At 66.4% G+C, this 17,716-nt stretch carries 9 protein-coding genes and 1 riboswitch; of the genes, 7 read left to right on the top strand and 2 right to left on the bottom strand.

What is annotated here, in order from left to right; all coding sequences use genetic code 11:
* Positions 1–44 precede the first annotated feature (44 nt).
* A complete protein-coding gene (locus HHL22_RS18245; protein ID WP_169532832.1) occupies positions 45–2,099 on the bottom strand; it encodes a TonB-dependent receptor plug domain-containing protein in 2,055 nt (684 codons plus the stop codon).
* 157 nt (positions 2,100–2,256) lie between these two features.
* Positions 2,257–2,477, bottom strand: a riboswitch (cobalamin riboswitch).
* A gap of 331 nt (positions 2,478–2,808) precedes the next feature.
* Between HHL22_RS18245 and HHL22_RS18240 the strand changes: the two genes are divergently transcribed.
* Positions 2,809–3,411: a DNA-3-methyladenine glycosylase gene (locus HHL22_RS18240; protein WP_169532831.1), complete on the top strand. Its 603-nt coding sequence runs from the start codon at positions 2,809–2,811 to the stop codon at positions 3,409–3,411.
* A 139-nt stretch (positions 3,412–3,550) separates the two neighbouring features.
* Here HHL22_RS18240 and HHL22_RS18235 read toward each other — a convergent pair whose 3' ends face one another.
* Positions 3,551–4,564 carry a cation diffusion facilitator family transporter gene (locus tag HHL22_RS18235; RefSeq protein ID WP_169532830.1) on the bottom strand — a complete coding sequence of 338 codons (1,014 nt, stop codon included), beginning with the start codon at positions 4,562–4,564 and terminating at the stop codon, positions 3,551–3,553.
* Positions 4,565–4,763: 199 nt separating this feature from the next.
* On the opposite strand from HHL22_RS18235, the gene HHL22_RS18230 reads away from it, so the two are divergent.
* From HHL22_RS18230 to HHL22_RS18205, 6 genes are all read left to right on the top strand, one after another.
* The gene (locus HHL22_RS18230) at positions 4,764–6,125 is read left to right on the top strand and encodes an Nramp family divalent metal transporter (protein WP_169532829.1); all 1,362 of its coding nucleotides are present in this window, start codon (positions 4,764–4,766) and stop codon (positions 6,123–6,125) included.
* A gap of 226 nt (positions 6,126–6,351) precedes the next feature.
* Entirely contained in the window at positions 6,352–8,805 is a 2,454-nt protein-coding gene (locus HHL22_RS18225; RefSeq protein ID WP_169532828.1) for a TonB-dependent receptor, read from the top strand.
* Positions 8,806–8,990: 185 nt separating this feature from the next.
* Positions 8,991–10,202, top strand: a complete 1,212-nt coding sequence (locus HHL22_RS18220; RefSeq protein WP_169532827.1) for an anhydro-N-acetylmuramic acid kinase — start codon at positions 8,991–8,993, stop codon at positions 10,200–10,202.
* Positions 10,203–10,469: 267 nt separating this feature from the next.
* Positions 10,470–13,679, top strand: coding sequence for a SusC/RagA family TonB-linked outer membrane protein (locus tag HHL22_RS18215; RefSeq protein WP_169532826.1), 3,210 nt, complete (start codon positions 10,470–10,472; stop codon positions 13,677–13,679).
* 155 nt (positions 13,680–13,834) lie between these two features.
* Entirely contained in the window at positions 13,835–15,136 is a 1,302-nt protein-coding gene (locus HHL22_RS18210; protein ID WP_169532825.1) for a RagB/SusD family nutrient uptake outer membrane protein, read from the top strand.
* Positions 15,137–15,322: 186 nt separating this feature from the next.
* A complete protein-coding gene (locus HHL22_RS18205) occupies positions 15,323–17,674 on the top strand; it encodes a B12-binding domain-containing radical SAM protein (protein ID WP_317172693.1) in 2,352 nt (783 codons plus the stop codon).
* Positions 17,675–17,716 lie beyond the last annotated feature (42 nt).

Below are 17,716 nucleotides of genomic sequence, written 5' to 3'. Positions count from 1 at the left end.
TACCGAACGCTACAAATGGGTGAAGGGAAAAGATATGGAGTGAGTTAGCGCCAGTCGAGGCGCAGGCTGGCCTGCCAGGCGCGGGGGGCCGCCGGCCGGCCGGGGTAGCCGAAGTAGGCTTGGTTGAGCAGGTTGGTGGCCCGCAGCAGGCCGGTGAGGTCGCAGCCGGGCAGGCGCCAGGTGTAGCCCAGGGTAGCCCCGGCCACGGCGTAGGCGGGTAGGTTGGCCGTGCCCGAGGCATCGGTGTAGCGCCGGCCGGTGGCGGTGGCCTGCGCGCTCAGCAGCCAGCGGCCCCAGTACTGGTCGGCCACCAGGCTGCCCTGGTGCCGGGGCACGTACATGAGCTGCACCCCTAGGGGGTCGTAGTCGCCGGGGGCGCCCTGGGTTTTGGTGGTGCTAGTGAGGCTGTAGGCGGCGCGGGCCAGCAGGCGGTACGGGCCCCGGCGCAGGCGGTAGGCGGCGGTGGCCTCCAGACCCTGGCTACGCACCTGCCGCAGGTTCAGCGGACTCCAGATGCCGCGGTCGTCGGGCGTCCACTGCACCCAGTCGTTCACGAGCTGGTGGAAGGCCGTGGCCTCGGCCACTAGGCTGGCGCCGGGCCCTAGGGGGTAGGTATAGCGCAAGCCGCCCTCGTAGCCCAGGCCGGTTTCGGGGCGTAGGTTGGGGTTGCCGCCGGGCTGCCAGTAGCGCTCGTTCAGGGTGGGGGCGCGGTAGCTGCGCGAGGCGCTGCCCCGCAGCGTGAGGCGCGCGCTGGCCGAGTCGGCCGCGGCGCGGCGACCCGCCCCGAGGTCCCACTCGGCCCCCAAGGTGGGCGTGAGGGGGGCGGCCCCGCCGGGCAGCAGCGCCTGGCGCAGGTTGCCCGACAGGCGCAGGCCGGGGCGCGGGTCGAAGCGCAGCAGGGCGAAGGCGGCGGCCCGGTTTTCGGTGATGGGCGCGGGGCCGTAGCCGTCGATTTGGGCGGCGTAGTGCTGGGCTTCGGCTCCCAGGCGCAGGCTGCCGCGCTGCCCTAGGGCGCTGGTGTGCTCGGCCTGGGCCTGGGTGGTGCGCATCAGCGAGCGGCTGGTGGCGCCGCCATCCTGGTAGTCGAGCACGTCCTCGAACCAGGCGGCGCGCACCGCCCACTGCCGCCGGGCCGAGGCCAGGTGGCGGTAGGCCAGCAGCAGGCGGCGGCTCTTGTCCAGCTCGCGGGTTTGGGTGGGCGCGGCGTAGATACTGGGCTGAATGTCGCGGTCGGTGTCGGTAAGCCAGGCGGTGGCTGTCAGCTCGCCGCCCTGCCCCAGGCGCAGGGCCAGGTCCTGGGTCAGGCTCCACTGGTGGTGCAGCACGGCGTTGGTGAGCAGGCGGCGCACCGGGCCGGCGGCTTCCTGCACGGTGTAGGGGTAGTCGTTTTGGGCGGTGCGGTAGCTGGCGGCGGTGCGGGCGGCCACGCGGCCGCCGGCCACGCTTAGGGTGCCGCTGCCGCCCAGCAGCCCGAAGCTGCCCGCGTCGGCCTGCACGCTGCCGCGCGCGCCCGGCCGCCAGTCCAGGGTATTGTCCAGCAGCACCGTGCCGCCGATGGCGCCGCTGCCGTAAAGCGCCGCCGCGGGCCCCGGCTGCACCGCCACGCTGGTGGGCCCGCCCACCGGCAAGATGGCAAAGTCGGCCTCGCCCAGCGAGGGAATGTTGATGTTGAGCCCCTGCCAGAGCACCGCCGTGTGCCGCGCCGCCGTGCCCCGGATGCTGATGGACGCCAGCTGCCCCGGCCCATAATCCTTGAAATACAAGGGCGTGCGCGCCTGCAGCACCTGCGCCAGCGAGGCGCCGCGGCCCAGCGCCAGGTCGGTCGAGTCGAGCACCAGCTGGCGGCTGCCCACCGCAAACTGGGTGGGCCGCACCGTGCTGATGCGCGCTTCGGCCAGGCGGTGCGGGCGGGTCGTGAGCGTGTCGGCCGGGGGGCGCGGCGCAGATGTGGCGCTGGGCCGCGCGGCCGGGGCCACCTGGGCGCGGGCAACCGGGGCGGCCAGCAGCAGCCCTAGGGTACACGCAAGCAGGCTACCCAGCAGGCAGCATTTATTAACAAATAACTTGCTGATAACAAATAACTTGCTGAAAAACAGCATTGAACTAAATTTTCCAACGAAAATTCAGCTCAAAACCCCATCGAAGCAGCCGCCCGAAAGCAAGCCAGCCGACGGCGCCGAGGCCGAGCGCCCGCCCCAGCTACCAAAGCAGCTGGGGGCAGGGCAGTCATTCTCCGCCCGTCCGCCGCGGGCGCTGAACCTAGTGAGTGCCCCGGCAGGTCTCCTGGCTTGCGCGGCCGGGTGGGCGGCCTTCCCACCGGCCCCGGCCCCCTAGGGAGCCAAGCGCCGGCAGTGGCATGGGGTGCCCACCCCGATATCGCGCCTACAGTTGCGGGGACAGCTCCGGCCCTTCACCGGATTCCCTTTTAAGCCGCGCCCCGTGGGTAGGGGGTTGGCACCGTGGCTCTACAAAGATAGACCGCAGATTTAACGGATTTAACGGATTTCGCGGATACGCCTGCTGCGCAGGCTAACTACGCGGGTGTTGTGGCAGCGCCGTTCATCAAAATTTATTCTTGATTGTCAAAGTATTACGTTGACAAATGAGTGATTTGGTTACTTCGCAAATGCAACTTAGCAACTGGTCGCCGCCGGGGGCCGGCCCCTGGTAAAGTAGCGTCAACAGAGCGGGTAGCCGGCAGTGTCCCGTGGCTCCAGCAGTGCCCCGGCCTGGCCCCCGGCAACGCCTCCCCCACCACCCGCGTAGGCAGGAGCTTTAGCTCCGTATCCGCGAAATCCGTTAAATCCGTTGAATCTGCGATTAGATTTTTTCCAGCGGCCCGACGTGCTGCTCATCGCCCGCGAGCTGCTGGGCAAGCGCGTGAGCACCCACATCGGCGGCGAGCTAACCAGCGGCCGCATCGTCGAGACGGAGGCCTACCGGCACGAGGGCGACCCCTCCATTACGCTGCATTTGCAGCGCAAGCGGCAGCAGGCCCAGGCGCTGTACCGGGCCGGCGGCCACGCCTACCTCTACACTGTGTACCGGGTGCACACGCTCTTCAATATCACTACCCACGACGCGCAACACCCCGACGCGGTGCTCATCCGGGCCATCGAGCCGCTCGAAGGACAAGACGTGATGCTGCGCCGCCGGGGCTTGGCCAAGCCGGCGCGCAACCTCACCGCTGGCCCCGGCGTGCTCAGCCAGGCCCTAGGCCTCACGCCGGCCTTGAACGGTGAGCGGGTCACCGGCCCCCACATCTGGTTCGACGACCTGGGCGAACCCATTGCCGATGAGCAGGTTGTTGCCAGCTCGCGCGTGGGTCTGGAATACGCCGGCCAGGACGCGGTGGATTTACCCTGGCGCTTCCGCCTGGCCGACAGCAAGTGGACCAGCCCGGCGAAGTAAGTAGTCAGGTAAAAGAGGCGGTCATGCTGAGCTTGCCGAAGCCTCTCTACCGCGCGAGTAATCCCGACGATTGAAGTTAGTTGCGCAGTAGAGATGCTTCGGCAAGCTCAGCATGACCGCCTCTTTTATCTATTGGCCGCTATCTAACTAGCTCGCTACCCATTCCCAAATGGTGGCGCTCGTCCTTCACGGCGTTGTGGATGTTCCACTCGATTTCGTGCTCGAAGGCGTGGCGGCGCACGGGGCAATCGGGCATGTGGCAGATGGCGCAGGCGGCGAACGAGCATGGGTCGGCGTGCACGAACATCTCGACCTCCACGGCCTCGAACTTGACGCGAATAAGGGCCTCCACCTCGTGAATTTCGGTGTGCACCTGCTCCAGCGAGAGGTAGTAAGGCATCTGCATGTGGCAGTCGATGTGCAGGTTGGCGCCGTAGCGCTGCACGCGCAGGTTGTGCACGTCTATCCAGCAGGGGCGGCGCAGGCGCTGCAGCTCAGCAATGACCTCAGCCACGGTGGCAATGTCGCTCTCATCCATGAGGCCGCCCACGGCGCTGCGCACCAGCTGGTAGCCATTATACAGAATGAAGCAGCCCAGCACGAACGCCGCCGCCCCATCGATGCTGGCGTAGCCTGTGAAGTACACCAGCACCAGCACCGCCGAGGCCACCAGGCTAGTCACGGCGTCGAGGTAGAGGTGCTTGCCATCGCCCACCAGGGCCACCGACTGCACCCGCCGTCCCGCCCGCACCAGCCACAGCCCTAGGCCGAAATTGACGAGCGCCGTGGCCGAGAGCAGTAGCACCCCAAAATCGGGCTTGTGCACCGCGTGCGGGTGCAGCAGCGAGCGCGTGGCGTCGAAGAGGATAAAGGCGCCCGCGCTGATGATGAGCGCGCCCTCGAAGCCGATGCTCAGGTACTCGATTTTGCCGTGGCCGTAGGGGTGGTTTTCGTCCTTGGGCTGGTCGGCCAGGTAGAGGCTGTAGAGGGCAAAGCCGCTGGTAAAGACGTTGATGATACTTTCGAGGGCATCGGTGAGCACCACCTGCGAGCGGGTGAGGCGGTAGGCGTAGAACTTGGTGAGCACCAACACGATGCTGACGGCCAGCGACAGCAGGCCGAGGCGACGCTTGAGGGCGGGGGTGGCTGGCATAGGCCCACAAAGGTCGGCACGGATGGGTGTACCGTGGACGCCGCAAGGCCACTAGCCGGGTAAACTCGTGGACTCGCAGGGCCCGCGAAACAAAATGCGCAACTTTTTCGCTAAAAAATCTGTATTTAGGGAGGTTTAAAAATATTTTTAGGCAAGTCTAAAAATTTCATTACATTTGTCACAGCTACCTACTACTATAGTGCCTGCCTCTACCCTAGCCCCTGCAGCCGCTCCCGAGCCGGGCTGGCGCCACGCTCGCACCGGCAACTCGCTGAGCGAAGTGCACGGCAGCATTGCCGTGCCGGGGCCGGGCGCCACGTTCTGGCAGCGGTTTCGGGCCTACTGGGGGCCGGGGCTGCTGGTGGCCGTGGGCTACATGGACCCCGGCAACTGGGCCACCGACATTGCGGGCGGCGCCCGCTTTGGCTACACCCTGCTGAGCGTGGTGCTGCTGAGCAACCTCTTTGCCATGCTGCTGCAGCACCTGGCCGCCAAGCTAGGCATCGTGACCGGGCGCGACCTGGCCCAGGCCTGCCGCGACCACTACTCACGCCCCGTGAGCCTGGCGCTATGGCTGTTCTGCGAAATCGCCATTGCGGCCTGCGACCTGGCCGAAGTCATCGGCTCGGCCATCGCGCTCAACCTGCTTTTTGGCCTGCCGCTGCCCTGGGGCGTGGCCCTCACCACTCTGGATGTGCTGCTGGTGCTGCTGCTCCAAAACAAGGGCTTCCGGGTGATTGAGAGCCTGGTGGCGGGGCTTATCTTCTTGATATTCGGGTGCTTCCTGTACGAGATTATCGCCTCGCACCCCGACTGGCTGGGACTGGCCAAGGGCCTGGTGCCGCAGCTACAGGTGGTTACCAACCCGGCTATGCTCTACGTGGCCATCGGCATCCTAGGTGCCACCGTGATGCCGCACAACCTGTACCTGCACAGCAGCATCGTGCAGGTGCGCCAGATTGAGCCTACCGAAGCTGGCCGCCGCTCGGCCCTCAAGTTTGCCACCATCGACTCGACGGTGGCGCTGTTTCTGGCCTTCTTCATCAACGCCGCCATCTTGGTGACGGCCGCGGCGGCTTTCCACGGCAAGGGGCACGACGACGTGGCCGACATTGCCGACGCCCACAGCCTGCTCTCGCCGGTGCTGGGGGCCAGCGCGGCCAGCGTCATCTTCGCCATCGCCCTGCTCGCCTCGGGCCAAAGCTCGACGCTGACCGGCACCCTGGCGGGCCAGATTGTGATGGAAGGCTTTCTAAACCTGCGGCTGAAGCCCTGGGTGCGCCGCCTCATTACGCGCTTGGTGGCGGTGGTGCCGGCGCTGGTAGTGGCCATCATCTACGGCGAGAAGGGCACCGGCCAGCTGCTGGTGCTCAGCCAGGTTATCCTGTCGCTGCAGCTCTCCTTCGCCGTCATCCCCCTGGTACTGTTCACTAGCGACAAGCTCAAGATGGGCACCTTCGTCAACGGCCCCTGGCTGAAGGCGCTGGCCTGGTCGGTAGCCGGCATTATTTTGACGTTGAACCTCTTCCTGCTCTGGCAAACGCTGAGCGGCAACGAGTAGGCCCAACGGTTAACCCCACCCCCGGCCCCTCCCCTCCGGGAGAGGGGAGCCCGATGATTGCCTGACGTAAGCAAACACAAGCACCACCGTGGCTCCCCTCTCCCGGAGGGGCCGGGGGTGGGGTCCCACGTCTGCGCCGCCCCCACTCCCTTCCCGGACTTCCCAACTCCAAGCAGCCTTTCGGCCGGCTACGGGCCGCGCCTTGCCTTTACCCTCACCCCGCCCTATGAAGCAACTTCTTCTCTACTTGCTGCTTATCCCCATTGGTGCTTGGGCGCAGGCCCCGCTGCGCGGGCGGGTGCAGGATGCCGCCGGCCGGCCCGTACCCTACGCCAGCGTGGCGGTGCCGGCCCTGAAGCAAGGAGCTACGGCCGATGCCGAGGGGGCTTTTAGCCTGGCGCTGCCCCTAGGGCCCCAGCAGCTAGAAGTGAGCGCCGTGGGCTACGCCACTGGCCGGCCGCGCGTGACGCTGCCGCTGGCTAGCGTGCTCATCATCACCTTAGTAGCGGAGGAAAAGGCCATTGGCGAAGTGGTGGTAACAGGCGTGAGCCGCCGCACCGAGCTGCGCCGCTCGCCGGTGCCCATCGCGGCGCTGGGCCAGCGCGAGATTCGCCTCAACGCCAATGCCAACGTGATTGACGCGGCCGTGCGCGGTGTGCCGGGCCTCACGGCCGTGACCACCGGGCCCAACATCAGCAAGCCGTTTATTCGGGGCCTGGGCTACAACCGGGTGCTGACGCTCTTCAACGGCCTGCGGCAGGAAGGCCAGCAGTGGGGCGACGAGCACGGCATTGAGGTAGATGGCTACGGCGTGGACCGGGTGGAGGTGGTGAAGGGCCCCGCCAGCCTGCTCTACGGCTCCGACGCCGTGGCCGGCGTGGTGAACCTACTGCCCGCCCTGCCCAGCGGCCCAGCCGGCGAGCTGCACGGCGAGGCCCTGGCCGAGTACCAGAGCGTGAACGGCCTGTTCGGCAACTCCCTAGGGCTGAACTACCGCAGCAAGAGCGGCTTGCAAACCAGCCTGCGCGCCAGCCACCGCTTGGCCCGCGACTACCGCAACCCGGTGGATGGCCTGGTATACAACACCGGTTTTCAAGAGCTTACGCTGACTGGCATGGTGGGCGTGGAGAAGAAGTGGGGCGACGCCCGCCTCTGGCTGACCACCTACGACAACCGCCAGGAAATCCCCGACGGCAGCCGCGACTCCTTGAGCCGGCGCTTCACCCGGCAGGTGCTGGAAACGGGCCTCGACGACGTGCGCCACCGGCCGCTGGTGCCCAAGGACGAGCTGCGCAGTTACACCCTCGGGCCGCTGCGCCAGCACATTCGGCACTACCGGGCCTTTGGCACCGGCAGCGTGCGGCTAGGGCCCGGCGAGCTGCGCCTGCTGCTGGGCGCCCAGCAAAACCACCGCCAGGAGTTCAACCACCCCACCGCCCCCGGCCAGCCCGGCCTCGACCTGCGCCTGACCACCGCCAACTACGAGGCGCGCTACCTGCTGCCCGCCTGGCGCGGCTACGAGTTGACGGTGGGCCTAGGGGGCATGAGCCAGCTCAACGAGCACCTCAACGCCACCGACTTCCCCATCCCGCCCTACCGCCTGCACGACCTCGGCGGCTTTGGGGTGGTAAAAAAGACCCTAGGGGCACTGGAGCTGACTGGCGGCCTGCGCCTCGACACGCGCCGCGTGCGCTGGGACGATTTCTGGGTGGCGCCGAACCCAGCCACGGGTTTCGACCAGGCTACCGGGCCGGATGCGGTAGGCGCCACGCGGCCGTTTGCGGCGTTTGGGCGCAGCTACCGGGGGGTGTCGGCCAGCCTGGGTGGCAGCTACGCCCTGGGGCCCCACCTGGTGCTGCGGGCCAACGTAGCGCGCGGCTACCGGGCCCCCAACATCCCCGAAATCGGCTCCAACGGCCTCGACCCTGGCGCCCACATCGTGTACCTGGGCAACCGCGCCTTCGGGCCCGAGTTCTCGTGGCAGCAGGACCTGGGGGTGCTCTGGCAGTCGAGCAGCTGGGAGGCCAGCGCCGAGGTTTTCCACAACTACGTTAGCAACTTCATCTACCAGGCGCGGCTCTTCGATGCCCTAGGGCAGCCGGTGGAGGTAGTGCCCGGCAACGCCACCTACCAGTACCAGCAGGCCGCCGCGCGCCTCTACGGCGGCGAGCTGGCCTTCAACCTGCACCCCACCGCCCTGCCCTGGCTGAGCTGGCGCACCGGCGCGGCCCTGGTCATCGGCCTCAACGACAACCCCGCCCTGCGCGAGCGCGCCGGCGACGCCGCCCGCTACCTGCCCCTGATGCCCGCCCCCCAAGCCCGCACCGAGCTACGCCTCACCGCACCCCCTAGGCCCGGCCAGCGCCTGGCGGCCAGCTACTTGCGCCTCACCCTCGACGCCACCGCCGCCCAAACCCATCCTTACGCCGTAGACGGCGCCGAAACGCCCACCGCCGGCTATGCCCTGCTGGGCCTGGGCGCCGGCACCACCTACCGCACCCGCGCCGGCCGTGAGGCCCTGCAGCTCTTCGTGCAAGTCGATAACCTGCTGAACACCGCCTACCAAAGCCACCTGAGCCGCCTCAAATACTTCGAGTATTACCAGGCCTCACCCACCGGCCGGCTGGGCATCTTCAACCCCGGCCGCAACCTGGGCGTGAAGCTGGTGGTGCCGTTTTGAGGAATGGGCAGTGGAGTAATGAGGTAGTAGGGTACTAGAAGGCCGTCATGCTGAGCTTGCCGAAGTATTTCTGCCACGCCGTCAGAATAGCCCTAGAGTCGTCGCTCGGTAGAGATGCTTCGGCAAGCTCAGCATGACTGACTATTATCATTACTTCCATTACGCTCACTATTCCCATTACTCGAATGAACCCCGCCCTCACTCGCCTCTGCCAACTGGCCCAGGCACCTAGCCGCCGCATTATCGGCCTGATGTCGGGCACCTCGCTCGATGGGCTCGACGTGGCGCTGTGCCGGCTGGCGGGCGCCGGGCCGGGCACCCAACTCACGCTGGAGCACTTCGCCACCGTGCCCTACGACGACGAGACGCGCCGCCGCATCCGGCAGGTGTTTGCCCAGGGGCAGGTGAGCCTGGAGTACCTCACGCTGCTCAACCCCTGGATAGCCCGGTTGCACGCCCGGCTGGTGCTCGACTGCCTGCGCCAGTGGCAGGTAGCGCCCGCCGAGGTAGACCTGCTGGCCAGCCACGGCCAAACCGTGTACCACGCGCCGCAGCACCAGCACCAGCAGCCCGACTTCGCGGGCCAGAACGCTACTCTGCAACTAGGCGACGGCGACCACCTGGCTGTCGAAACCGGCATCATTACCTTGAGCGACTTCCGCCAGAAGCACCTTGCGGCGGGCGGTGAAGGGGCCCCGCTGGCCGCCTACGGCGACTATCTGCTGCTGAGCAGCCCCGCCGAGCCGCGCCTGCTGCTCAACCTGGGCGGCATCGCCAACTTCACCTACCTGCCCCCGGCCAGCCAGGATGCTCGCGCCGCCTTCAGCACCGACACTGGCCCCGGCAACACGCTGCTCGACGCCCTGGTGCGCCAGCATCGCCCGCCCTTGCAGTACGACGAGGACGGCCGCCTGGCCCTGGCCGGGCAGGTGCACGAAGGGCTACTCGCGGCCCTGCTGACGCACCCTTTCTTTGCCGCGCCCCTGCCTAAAACCACTGGCCCCGAACTGTTTGGCCCCGCCTACCTGGCCGCCGCCCAAGCCGCCAGCTACACCGAAACGCTGGGGCTGGAAGACCTGCTGGCCACCCTGGCAGAGCTGAGCGCCCTAGGGGTAGCCCGCGCCGTGAAGCTGGCATTTGAAGGCCGCCCCGTGCCGCCCGTATACCTGAGCGGCGGCGGGGCGCACAACCCGGCGCTGGTAGCGGCCTTGCAGCGCCACTTGCCGGGCGCCCGCTTTGCCACCACCGATGCCCTAGGGGTACCGCCCGATGCCAAGGAAGCCATCCTCTTCGCAGTGCTGGCCAACGAGGCGGTGGCGGGCCAGCCGGTAGCCATCGGGGCCGGGCGCCAGCGGGTGCCGGCCGTGAGCATGGGCAAGCTGAGCTGGCCGGGGTAGGGTGGGTGGTCGCTCTCTACGATTCACCCCACCCCCGGCCCCTCCCCTCCGGGAGAGGGGAGCCGAACGATTGAACACGTATGCGCCGCCGTGGCTCCCCTCCCCCGGAGGGGGGGGCCGGGGGTGGGGTCTGCCGGCAGCGCCGCTCGTAACTATACTGGCTGCCAACCTATATCAGCCCGCAAAAGCCCACATGAGCAAAAAGTGAACAAAACCGCTTATACTTGACCTCGCAACGGTTCTGTTCACTTTTTTCTGCTTTTGCTTATGGTTCGTTTGTACGTATCGGGCCGCTGGGCCGCCGCTAGCTGGGCGGCGCTGCTAGGCCTGCTCTTGACCACTGCCGCCTGGGCCCAGGGCGGCGCGGGCCAGCGCTACACCCTCATCGGGCGGGTGGCCGACGCCAGCGGGCAGGGCCTGCCGGGCGCCACGGTGCTGCTGACGGGCACCACCCTAGGGGCCACGTCCGACCTCGACGGCAGCTACTCCATTGCGGGCACGGTGGCGCCGGGCGACTACGCGCTTGTCTTTTCGGCGGTGGGCTATCGCACCGAAACGCGGCCCGTGACCCTCGGGACTGCCACCAGCATTACTACCAACGCGACGCTGGCCGAGAGCCGCCAGAGCCTCGACGAGGTGGTGGTAGTGGGCTCGACGGTGACCACCAGCCGGCGCGAGCTGGGCAACGCCATCAGCACCATCAACGGCAACGACCTGACGCAGAGCGGCTCGGCGCAGGTGCTCAACTCGCTGCAGGGCAAGGTGCCGGGCGCGCAGATAACCCAGACTTCCGGCGACCCCTCGGGCGCTATGTCGGTGCGCCTGCGCGGGGTGCACTCGCTGTCGGGTTCCTCCGACCCGCTCTACGTCATTGACGGCGTAATAATTAGCAATGCCAGCACCAACGTGTCGCAGCTGGCGCTGGCCAACGACATCGGGAGCGCCAACGCCGGCCAGAACCGCCTGGCCGACCTCAACCCCGATGACATTGCCAGCATCAACGTGATAAACGGGGCGGCGGCGGCGGCGCAGTACGGCTCTAGGGCCAGCAACGGGGTGGTGCTCATTACCACCAAGCGCGGGCGGGCCGGGGCCCCTAGGGTGTCGTTTTCGGCTAGCGCCCAGCTCAACGAGCTGCGCCACATGGTGCCGGTGAACACCTACGGCAAGCAGTTTGGCTTTGCCGGACTGCGGTTGTACCCCATCGCGGCCGTGTCGGCGGCGCAGGTGGCGGCCAACCCCGGCACCACCACCATCGGCATCAACCGGGCTAATGTGACTACCCAGCTGGCTAGCAACCAAGTAGATGTGACGCGCTACAACTACTTCGACCAGATTTTCCGCACCGGCTACGGCACCGACGACGCGCTCTCCATCTCGGGCGGCTCCGACAACACGCAGTACTACGTGTCGCTGGGCTACCTCAAAAACCAGGGCATCATCAAGGGCACCGATTTCACGCGCTACAACCTGCGGGCGCGGGTAGACCAGCGCCTGGCCAAGTGGGCCAAGGCGTCGGCCGGGCTGAGCTATATCAACAGCTTCGCCAACGAGAAGGCCAACGGCAACGTGTTCTACAGCCCCATCAACTCGGTGAATATCACCAACAACATCTACGACATTACGCAGCGCGACGCCAGCGGCAACCTGCTGGCCGTGGAGCCCACCCGCGTAAACCCGCTCTCGACCATCGAGGACATGAGCTTCACGCAGGGCGTGAACCGCACCGTGAGCGACGTGCAAGTGAATTTGACGCCCTTCAAAGGCTTTTCGGTGGACTACGTGCTGGGCGTGGATGCCTTTGCGCAGGCCGGGCAGGGCTACATCCGGCCCTACCCCTACCAGGCCACGGCCGGCCTGCCCGCCGCCCGCTACCCCCTAGGCTACGCCTCCAATGCCGTCAACAACGCTCTGCAGTTGAACTCGGACGTGAACGTGGGCTACGAGCGGATGCTGGGCGATAAGTTCAAGCTGAACCTATTAGCCGGCTACTCCTACCAGTACAGCCGCTCGGAGCTGACCGCCACCCAGGGCCAGAACCTGGCGCCCTTCATCACTACCGTGAGCGGGGCCAGCAGCACCACCGTCACCTCGGCCTACACCCTCGACCGCTTCGATTTGAGCGGCTACTACGGCCAAGCCACCATCGGCTACGGCAACCTGGCGTTCCTCACCGGCTCGCTGCGGCGCGACCGCTCCTCGAAGTTCTCCAGCTCGGAAACCAACCAGCTTTACCCCAAAATCAGCGGTTCGCTGGTGGTGTCGGACTTGACGTTTTGGCAGGGCGCCAGCTTCGCCAAGGCCTTCAACAGCTTCAAGCTGCGCGCCAGCTACGGCGAAGCCGGCAACCTGACGGGCATCAATTCCTACGACCGCTTCTACCAGTTTCAGCCGGTGGGCTTTTTGGGCCGCAACACCATCGTGCCGGGCACCACGCTGGCTAACCCCGCCGTACGCCCCGAGCGCATGGCCGAGCTGGAGGGCGGCCTCGACCTGGGCTTCCTCAACGACCGCCTAGGGCTGGGCGTGACGCTGTACTCGCAGAAAATCACCGACTTGGTGGTACGCCGCAACCTGGCGCCCAGCACCGGCGGCTCGGCCATCGTGAATAACGTGGGCTCGATGCAAAACCGGGGCCTGGAAGCCACCCTGACCGCCGTGCCGGTGAAAACCACGGCCGTGACTTGGGACGTGAGCGTGATTTTCAGCCGCAACCGCAACAAGGTGCTCGATTTGCCCGGCTCGAACGGCGCCACCCAGGCCATCAGCATCGACAACGCGGCCGGCGCGCCGGTGTATTTGCTCAGTGGCCAGCCGGCGGGTGTGTTCTACGGCTCGGCCTACGCCCGCAACCCCGACGGCTCGCTGCTGCTCACCAGCCAGGGCTTCCCGCAGGATGAGCGCACCAGCGGCCAGGCCACGGGCAGCACCACCTACGTGCCCTCGCGCGGGGCCGACGGCCAGCCCAGCTACGCCGCCGGCACCAGCGTGGCCAACGTGGTCATCGGCAACCCCAACCCCAACTGGACGGGCTCATTCAGCACCAACCTGGCCGTGAAGCGCTTCTCGCTGCACGTGCTGCTCGATGCCGTGCAGGGCGTGAGCGTGTTCAACGCCGACAAGCGCACCCGCCAGGGCGTGGGCCTAGGGGGCGACTTTGCCGAGCAGGAGCTGCGCGGCAACCTGCCCCGCGGCTACGTCTTCGCCATCTACAACACCCAAGAGTTCCGCGTGGACAACGGCTCGTTTGTGAAGCTGCGCGAAACGGCGCTTACCTACACGCTGCCCACCATCAGCAAGTACATCAGCGGCCTGAGCGTATCGGTGGTGGGCCGCAACCTCATTTCGTGGGATAACTACAACGGCTTCGACCCCGAAACCAGCGCCGGCGGCTCGTCGGATTTGCTGCGCGCCATCGACTTCGGCAACGTGCCCATTCCGCGCACCTACCAGCTCAAGCTGGCGGCCACTTTCTAGGGGCTGCTCGGCACAAAAAGGCGGTCATGCTGAGCTTGCCGAAGCATCTCTGCCGCGTAAGTAATCCCAACGCCAGGAGTTAGTTACGCGGTAGAGATGCTTCGACAAGCTCAGCATGACGGACAGGTTTTTAACTTCTTCGTCAGTCATTATCCATGAAACGCATTCTATATATCACCGCCTTGCTGGCCCTGGGCACCCTAGGGGCCTGCCAGCGCGAATACCTGAACCCGAGTACCGCCAGCCAGCAACAGGTAGTGAGCACCTCCGACGGTCTGCTCACGCTCTGCAACGGCTTGCAGTACCGCTACAGCACGGGCGGCCTGCTGAGCGTCATTTACAACGCGGTGGCCCTAGGGGGCCTCAGCACCCGCGAGCTGACCGTGCTCAACGTGGGCAACATCGAGGAGTATAACGTGAGCCTGGGCGGCGGCAGCGTCAACAACGCCAACGGCGTGGTGCGCAACGTGTGGACGCAGTGCCAGCTGGTGCGCGCCAACGCCGACCTGGTGCTGGCCAACGCCGGCAATGCGCCCGACGCGGGCACCCGCGCCGGCATCGTGGCCTACGCCAGCATTTTCCGGGCGCTGGCCCTAGGCACCCTGGCCGAGTCGTTCGAGCAAGCCCCGCTCACCACTGGCGACAACGCGCCTTTCGTGCCGCGCCTACAGCTGCTCACCGATGCCGTGACGCAGCTCGAAACGGCCGCCGCCGGCCTGGCCGCCAACCCGGTGTCGAGCGACTTCACCAGCAAGATTGTGCCCGGCCTCGACCTGACCAACACGCTGCAAGCCCTCATCGCGCGCTACAGCCTGGAAGCCGGCAACTACGACAAAGCCCTGACGGCCGCCGCCAAGGTGAGCCTCACCAGCAAGTCTGTATTCAACTACGACGACAACACACGCAACCCAATTTTCGAAGTGGCCTTCGGCAACCGCAACGTGTTCGAGCCCACCGACTACGCCCTGGGCCTCACGGGCAGCCTGGCCCCCAGCAGCGCCGACCAGCGCCTGCCCTTCCTGATGCGCGCCAACCCCACCGCCACCCAAAACCGCGGCCTGGCCTTCTACACCGCCAACAACGCGCCCATCCCGGTGTACCTGCCCGGCGAGATGCTGCTGATTCAGGCCGAGGCCTACGCCCGCAAAAACGACCTCACCAACGCCGTCACCTACCTCAACCGGGTGCTTACCAAAACGCCTGCGCAAGACGTGTATGGCCTAGGGGCCGCCCTGCCTGCCTACAGCGGCGCTCTCACTCAGGATGCCGTGCTCTTCGAAATCCTGCGCAACCGCTACATCGAGCTGGCCTTCCAGGGCTTCCGCCTCGAGGATAGCCGCCGCTTCAACCGCCCCGGCGCGGGCACCACCGGCGCCGAGCGCAACCGCAACTTCTATCCCTATCCGCGCGTCGAGCGGGAGAACAACTCCGGCACGCCTGCCGACCCGGCGATATAGAGTACTAGGCACCCGACAGCTAGAACGTCATGCTGAGCTTGCCGAAGCATCTCTACCACGTAAGTAAACTCAACGTCAGGAGTTAGTTACGCGGCAGAGATGCTTCGGCAAGCTCAGCATGACGTTCTTTCATTATAACCTCCAGCCCCGCCGAACCTCCCGGCCCCCGCGTAGGTTTGTAGTCCCGTGCCGACCGCCTCGCCCCGCATCCTGCTTCTTACGCCGCCGCTCACGCAGCTCAACACGCCCTACCCGGCCACGGCTTACATCAAGGGCTTTTTGGGCGGGCGCGGCTACCAGGTGCACCAGGCCGACCTTAGCTTGGGGCTGGTGCTCAAGTTGTTCTCGAAGCAGGGCCTAGGGCGCGTGTTCGACGAAATCGAGCGCGGCAACTACCAGCTTAGCGACAACGCCCAGCGGATGCTGCGCCTGCGCCACCGCTACGAAGCCACCATCGGCCCGGCCATCCGGTTTCTGCAAAACAAGGACCTGACGCTGGCCCCGCGCATCTGCCACGGCCGCTTCCTGCCCGAGGCCAGCCGCTTCGACAACGTGGCCGACCTCGAAACCGCCTTCGGCACCATGGGCCTTACCGACCAGGCGCGCCACCTGGCCACGCTCTACCTCGAAGACCTAGCCGATTTGGTGAAGGAAACCGTGGGCCCGCAGTTCGGCCTTTCCCGGTATGCGGAGAGCCTAGCCATGTCGGCTACCCACTTCGACCCGCTGCACGACACCCTGCAAGCCCCGCCCAACTTAGTGGATACCCTGCTGCTAGAGCTGCTCGACGAACTGCTGGCTCAGCAAAAGCCAGACGTGGTAGGCTTCACCGTGCCCTTCCCCGGCAACCTCTACGCCGCCCTGCGCCTGGCCCAGCGCATCAAGCAAGTCAGCCCCGGCACGCTCACCATCATGGGCGGCGGCTACCCCAACACCGAGCTGCGCACCCTAAAGGAGCCGCGCTTCTTCGACTACATCGACTACCTGACCCTGGACGACGGCGAGGGCCCGTGGCTGCGAATTTTGGAGGCCCTAGGGGTGGAAAATAAGATAATAATAGAACGTCATGCTGAGCTTGCCGAACCGGAGGACGGCGTTAGCCAAGCATCTCTACCGAACAACCCAGGCGGCGCGGTAGAGATGCTTCGACAGGCTCAGCATGACCACCTTTTAGCATCCCTAGATACCAGCCAATTCCAGCGCACCTTCCTGCGCAACGCGGCCGGGGCGGTTGAGTACGTCAACCACCCGCACCCCGACGTGCCGCACACCGAGGTGGGCACGCCCGACTACTCCGACCTGCCCCTGGGCGACTACCTCTCGGTGATTGAGGTGCTGAACCCCATGCACCGCCTCTGGAGCGACGGGCGCTGGAACAAGCTCACTGTGGCCCACGGCTGCTACTGGAAGCGCTGCTCGTTCTGCGATGTCACGCTCGACTACATCGGCCGCTACGAAACCGCGCCCGCCACGCTGCTCGTGGACCGCATCGAGCAGATAGTGGCCCAAACCGGCCAAACTGGCTTTCACTTCGTGGACGAGGCCGCCCCGCCGCTGGCCCTGCGCGATTTGGCCATCGAGCTGCTCAAGCGGCAGGTCAGCATCAGCTGGTGGGGCAACATCCGGTTTGAGAAGACCTTCACGCCCGACCTCTGCCGGCTGCTGGCCGCCTCGGGCTGCATCGCCATTTCGGGCGGGCTGGAGGTGGCTTCGGATAGGCTGCTGGCCCTCATGGAGAAGGGCGTGACCATTGCCCAGGTGGCGCGCGTCACGCAGGGCTTCACCCAGGCCGGCATCCTGGTGCATGCCTACCTGATGTACGGCTTCCCCACCCAAACCGCCCAGGAAACCATTGACGCGCTGGAAGTGGTGCGCCAGCTCTTCGACGCGGGCATCGTGCAGAGCGGCTACTGGCACCGCTTCAGCATGACGGCCCATTCCCCCGTGGGCAAGAACCCCGCGAAGTACCAGGTGGCCGCCATCGGCCCCGAGCCCGGCCCCTTCGCCTGGAACGACCTCTGGCACGACGACCCCCTGGGCGCCGACCACGAGCAGTTTGGCCCCGGCCTGGCCAAGAGCCTCTACAACTACATGCACGGCGTGGCCCTGCGCGAGCCGCTCAGCTTCTGGTTCGACTTCAAGACGCCCCGGCCTACCGTGCCGCGCCAGCTCATCGGCCAGGCCCTGCAAGCGCCCAACAACCGAAGGTCAGCGGAAGCTAAGCCCGACTTCGCCCAGCCCAACCGCCGCCTCTTCTGGCTGGGCAACGCCCCCGCGCTGCGCCGCGAGGCCGGCCGTAAAGGCCCTAGGGCCGTGCTCACCTGCTACGAGCAGGCCGAAGACTTCGAGCTGACCACCAGCGAAGTAATCGGCGCCTGGCTGCACGAGTTGCTCACGCGCCTCAGCCGCGACTACGATGCCAAAGTGCTGCTCAAGGAAGCCGCCGCCACCTTCCCCACCGGCGCGGGTGCTTGGGAGGCATTCTTAGAAAGTGAGCCCTGGCAGCTGCTACGCGAAAAGGGCTTGCTGCTGGTGTAGCGGTAAGGGAGTAAGTGGGCAAACAAACCAAAAAAGACGTCA

Origin of the sequence: Hymenobacter polaris (genome assembly GCF_012927305.1) — a bacterium.
In the GTDB taxonomy this organism is placed as follows: domain Bacteria; phylum Bacteroidota; class Bacteroidia; order Cytophagales; family Hymenobacteraceae; genus Hymenobacter; species Hymenobacter polaris.
Note: the sequence above shows the minus strand (reverse complement) of the source record. Positions and strands in the feature narration are given on the sequence as shown.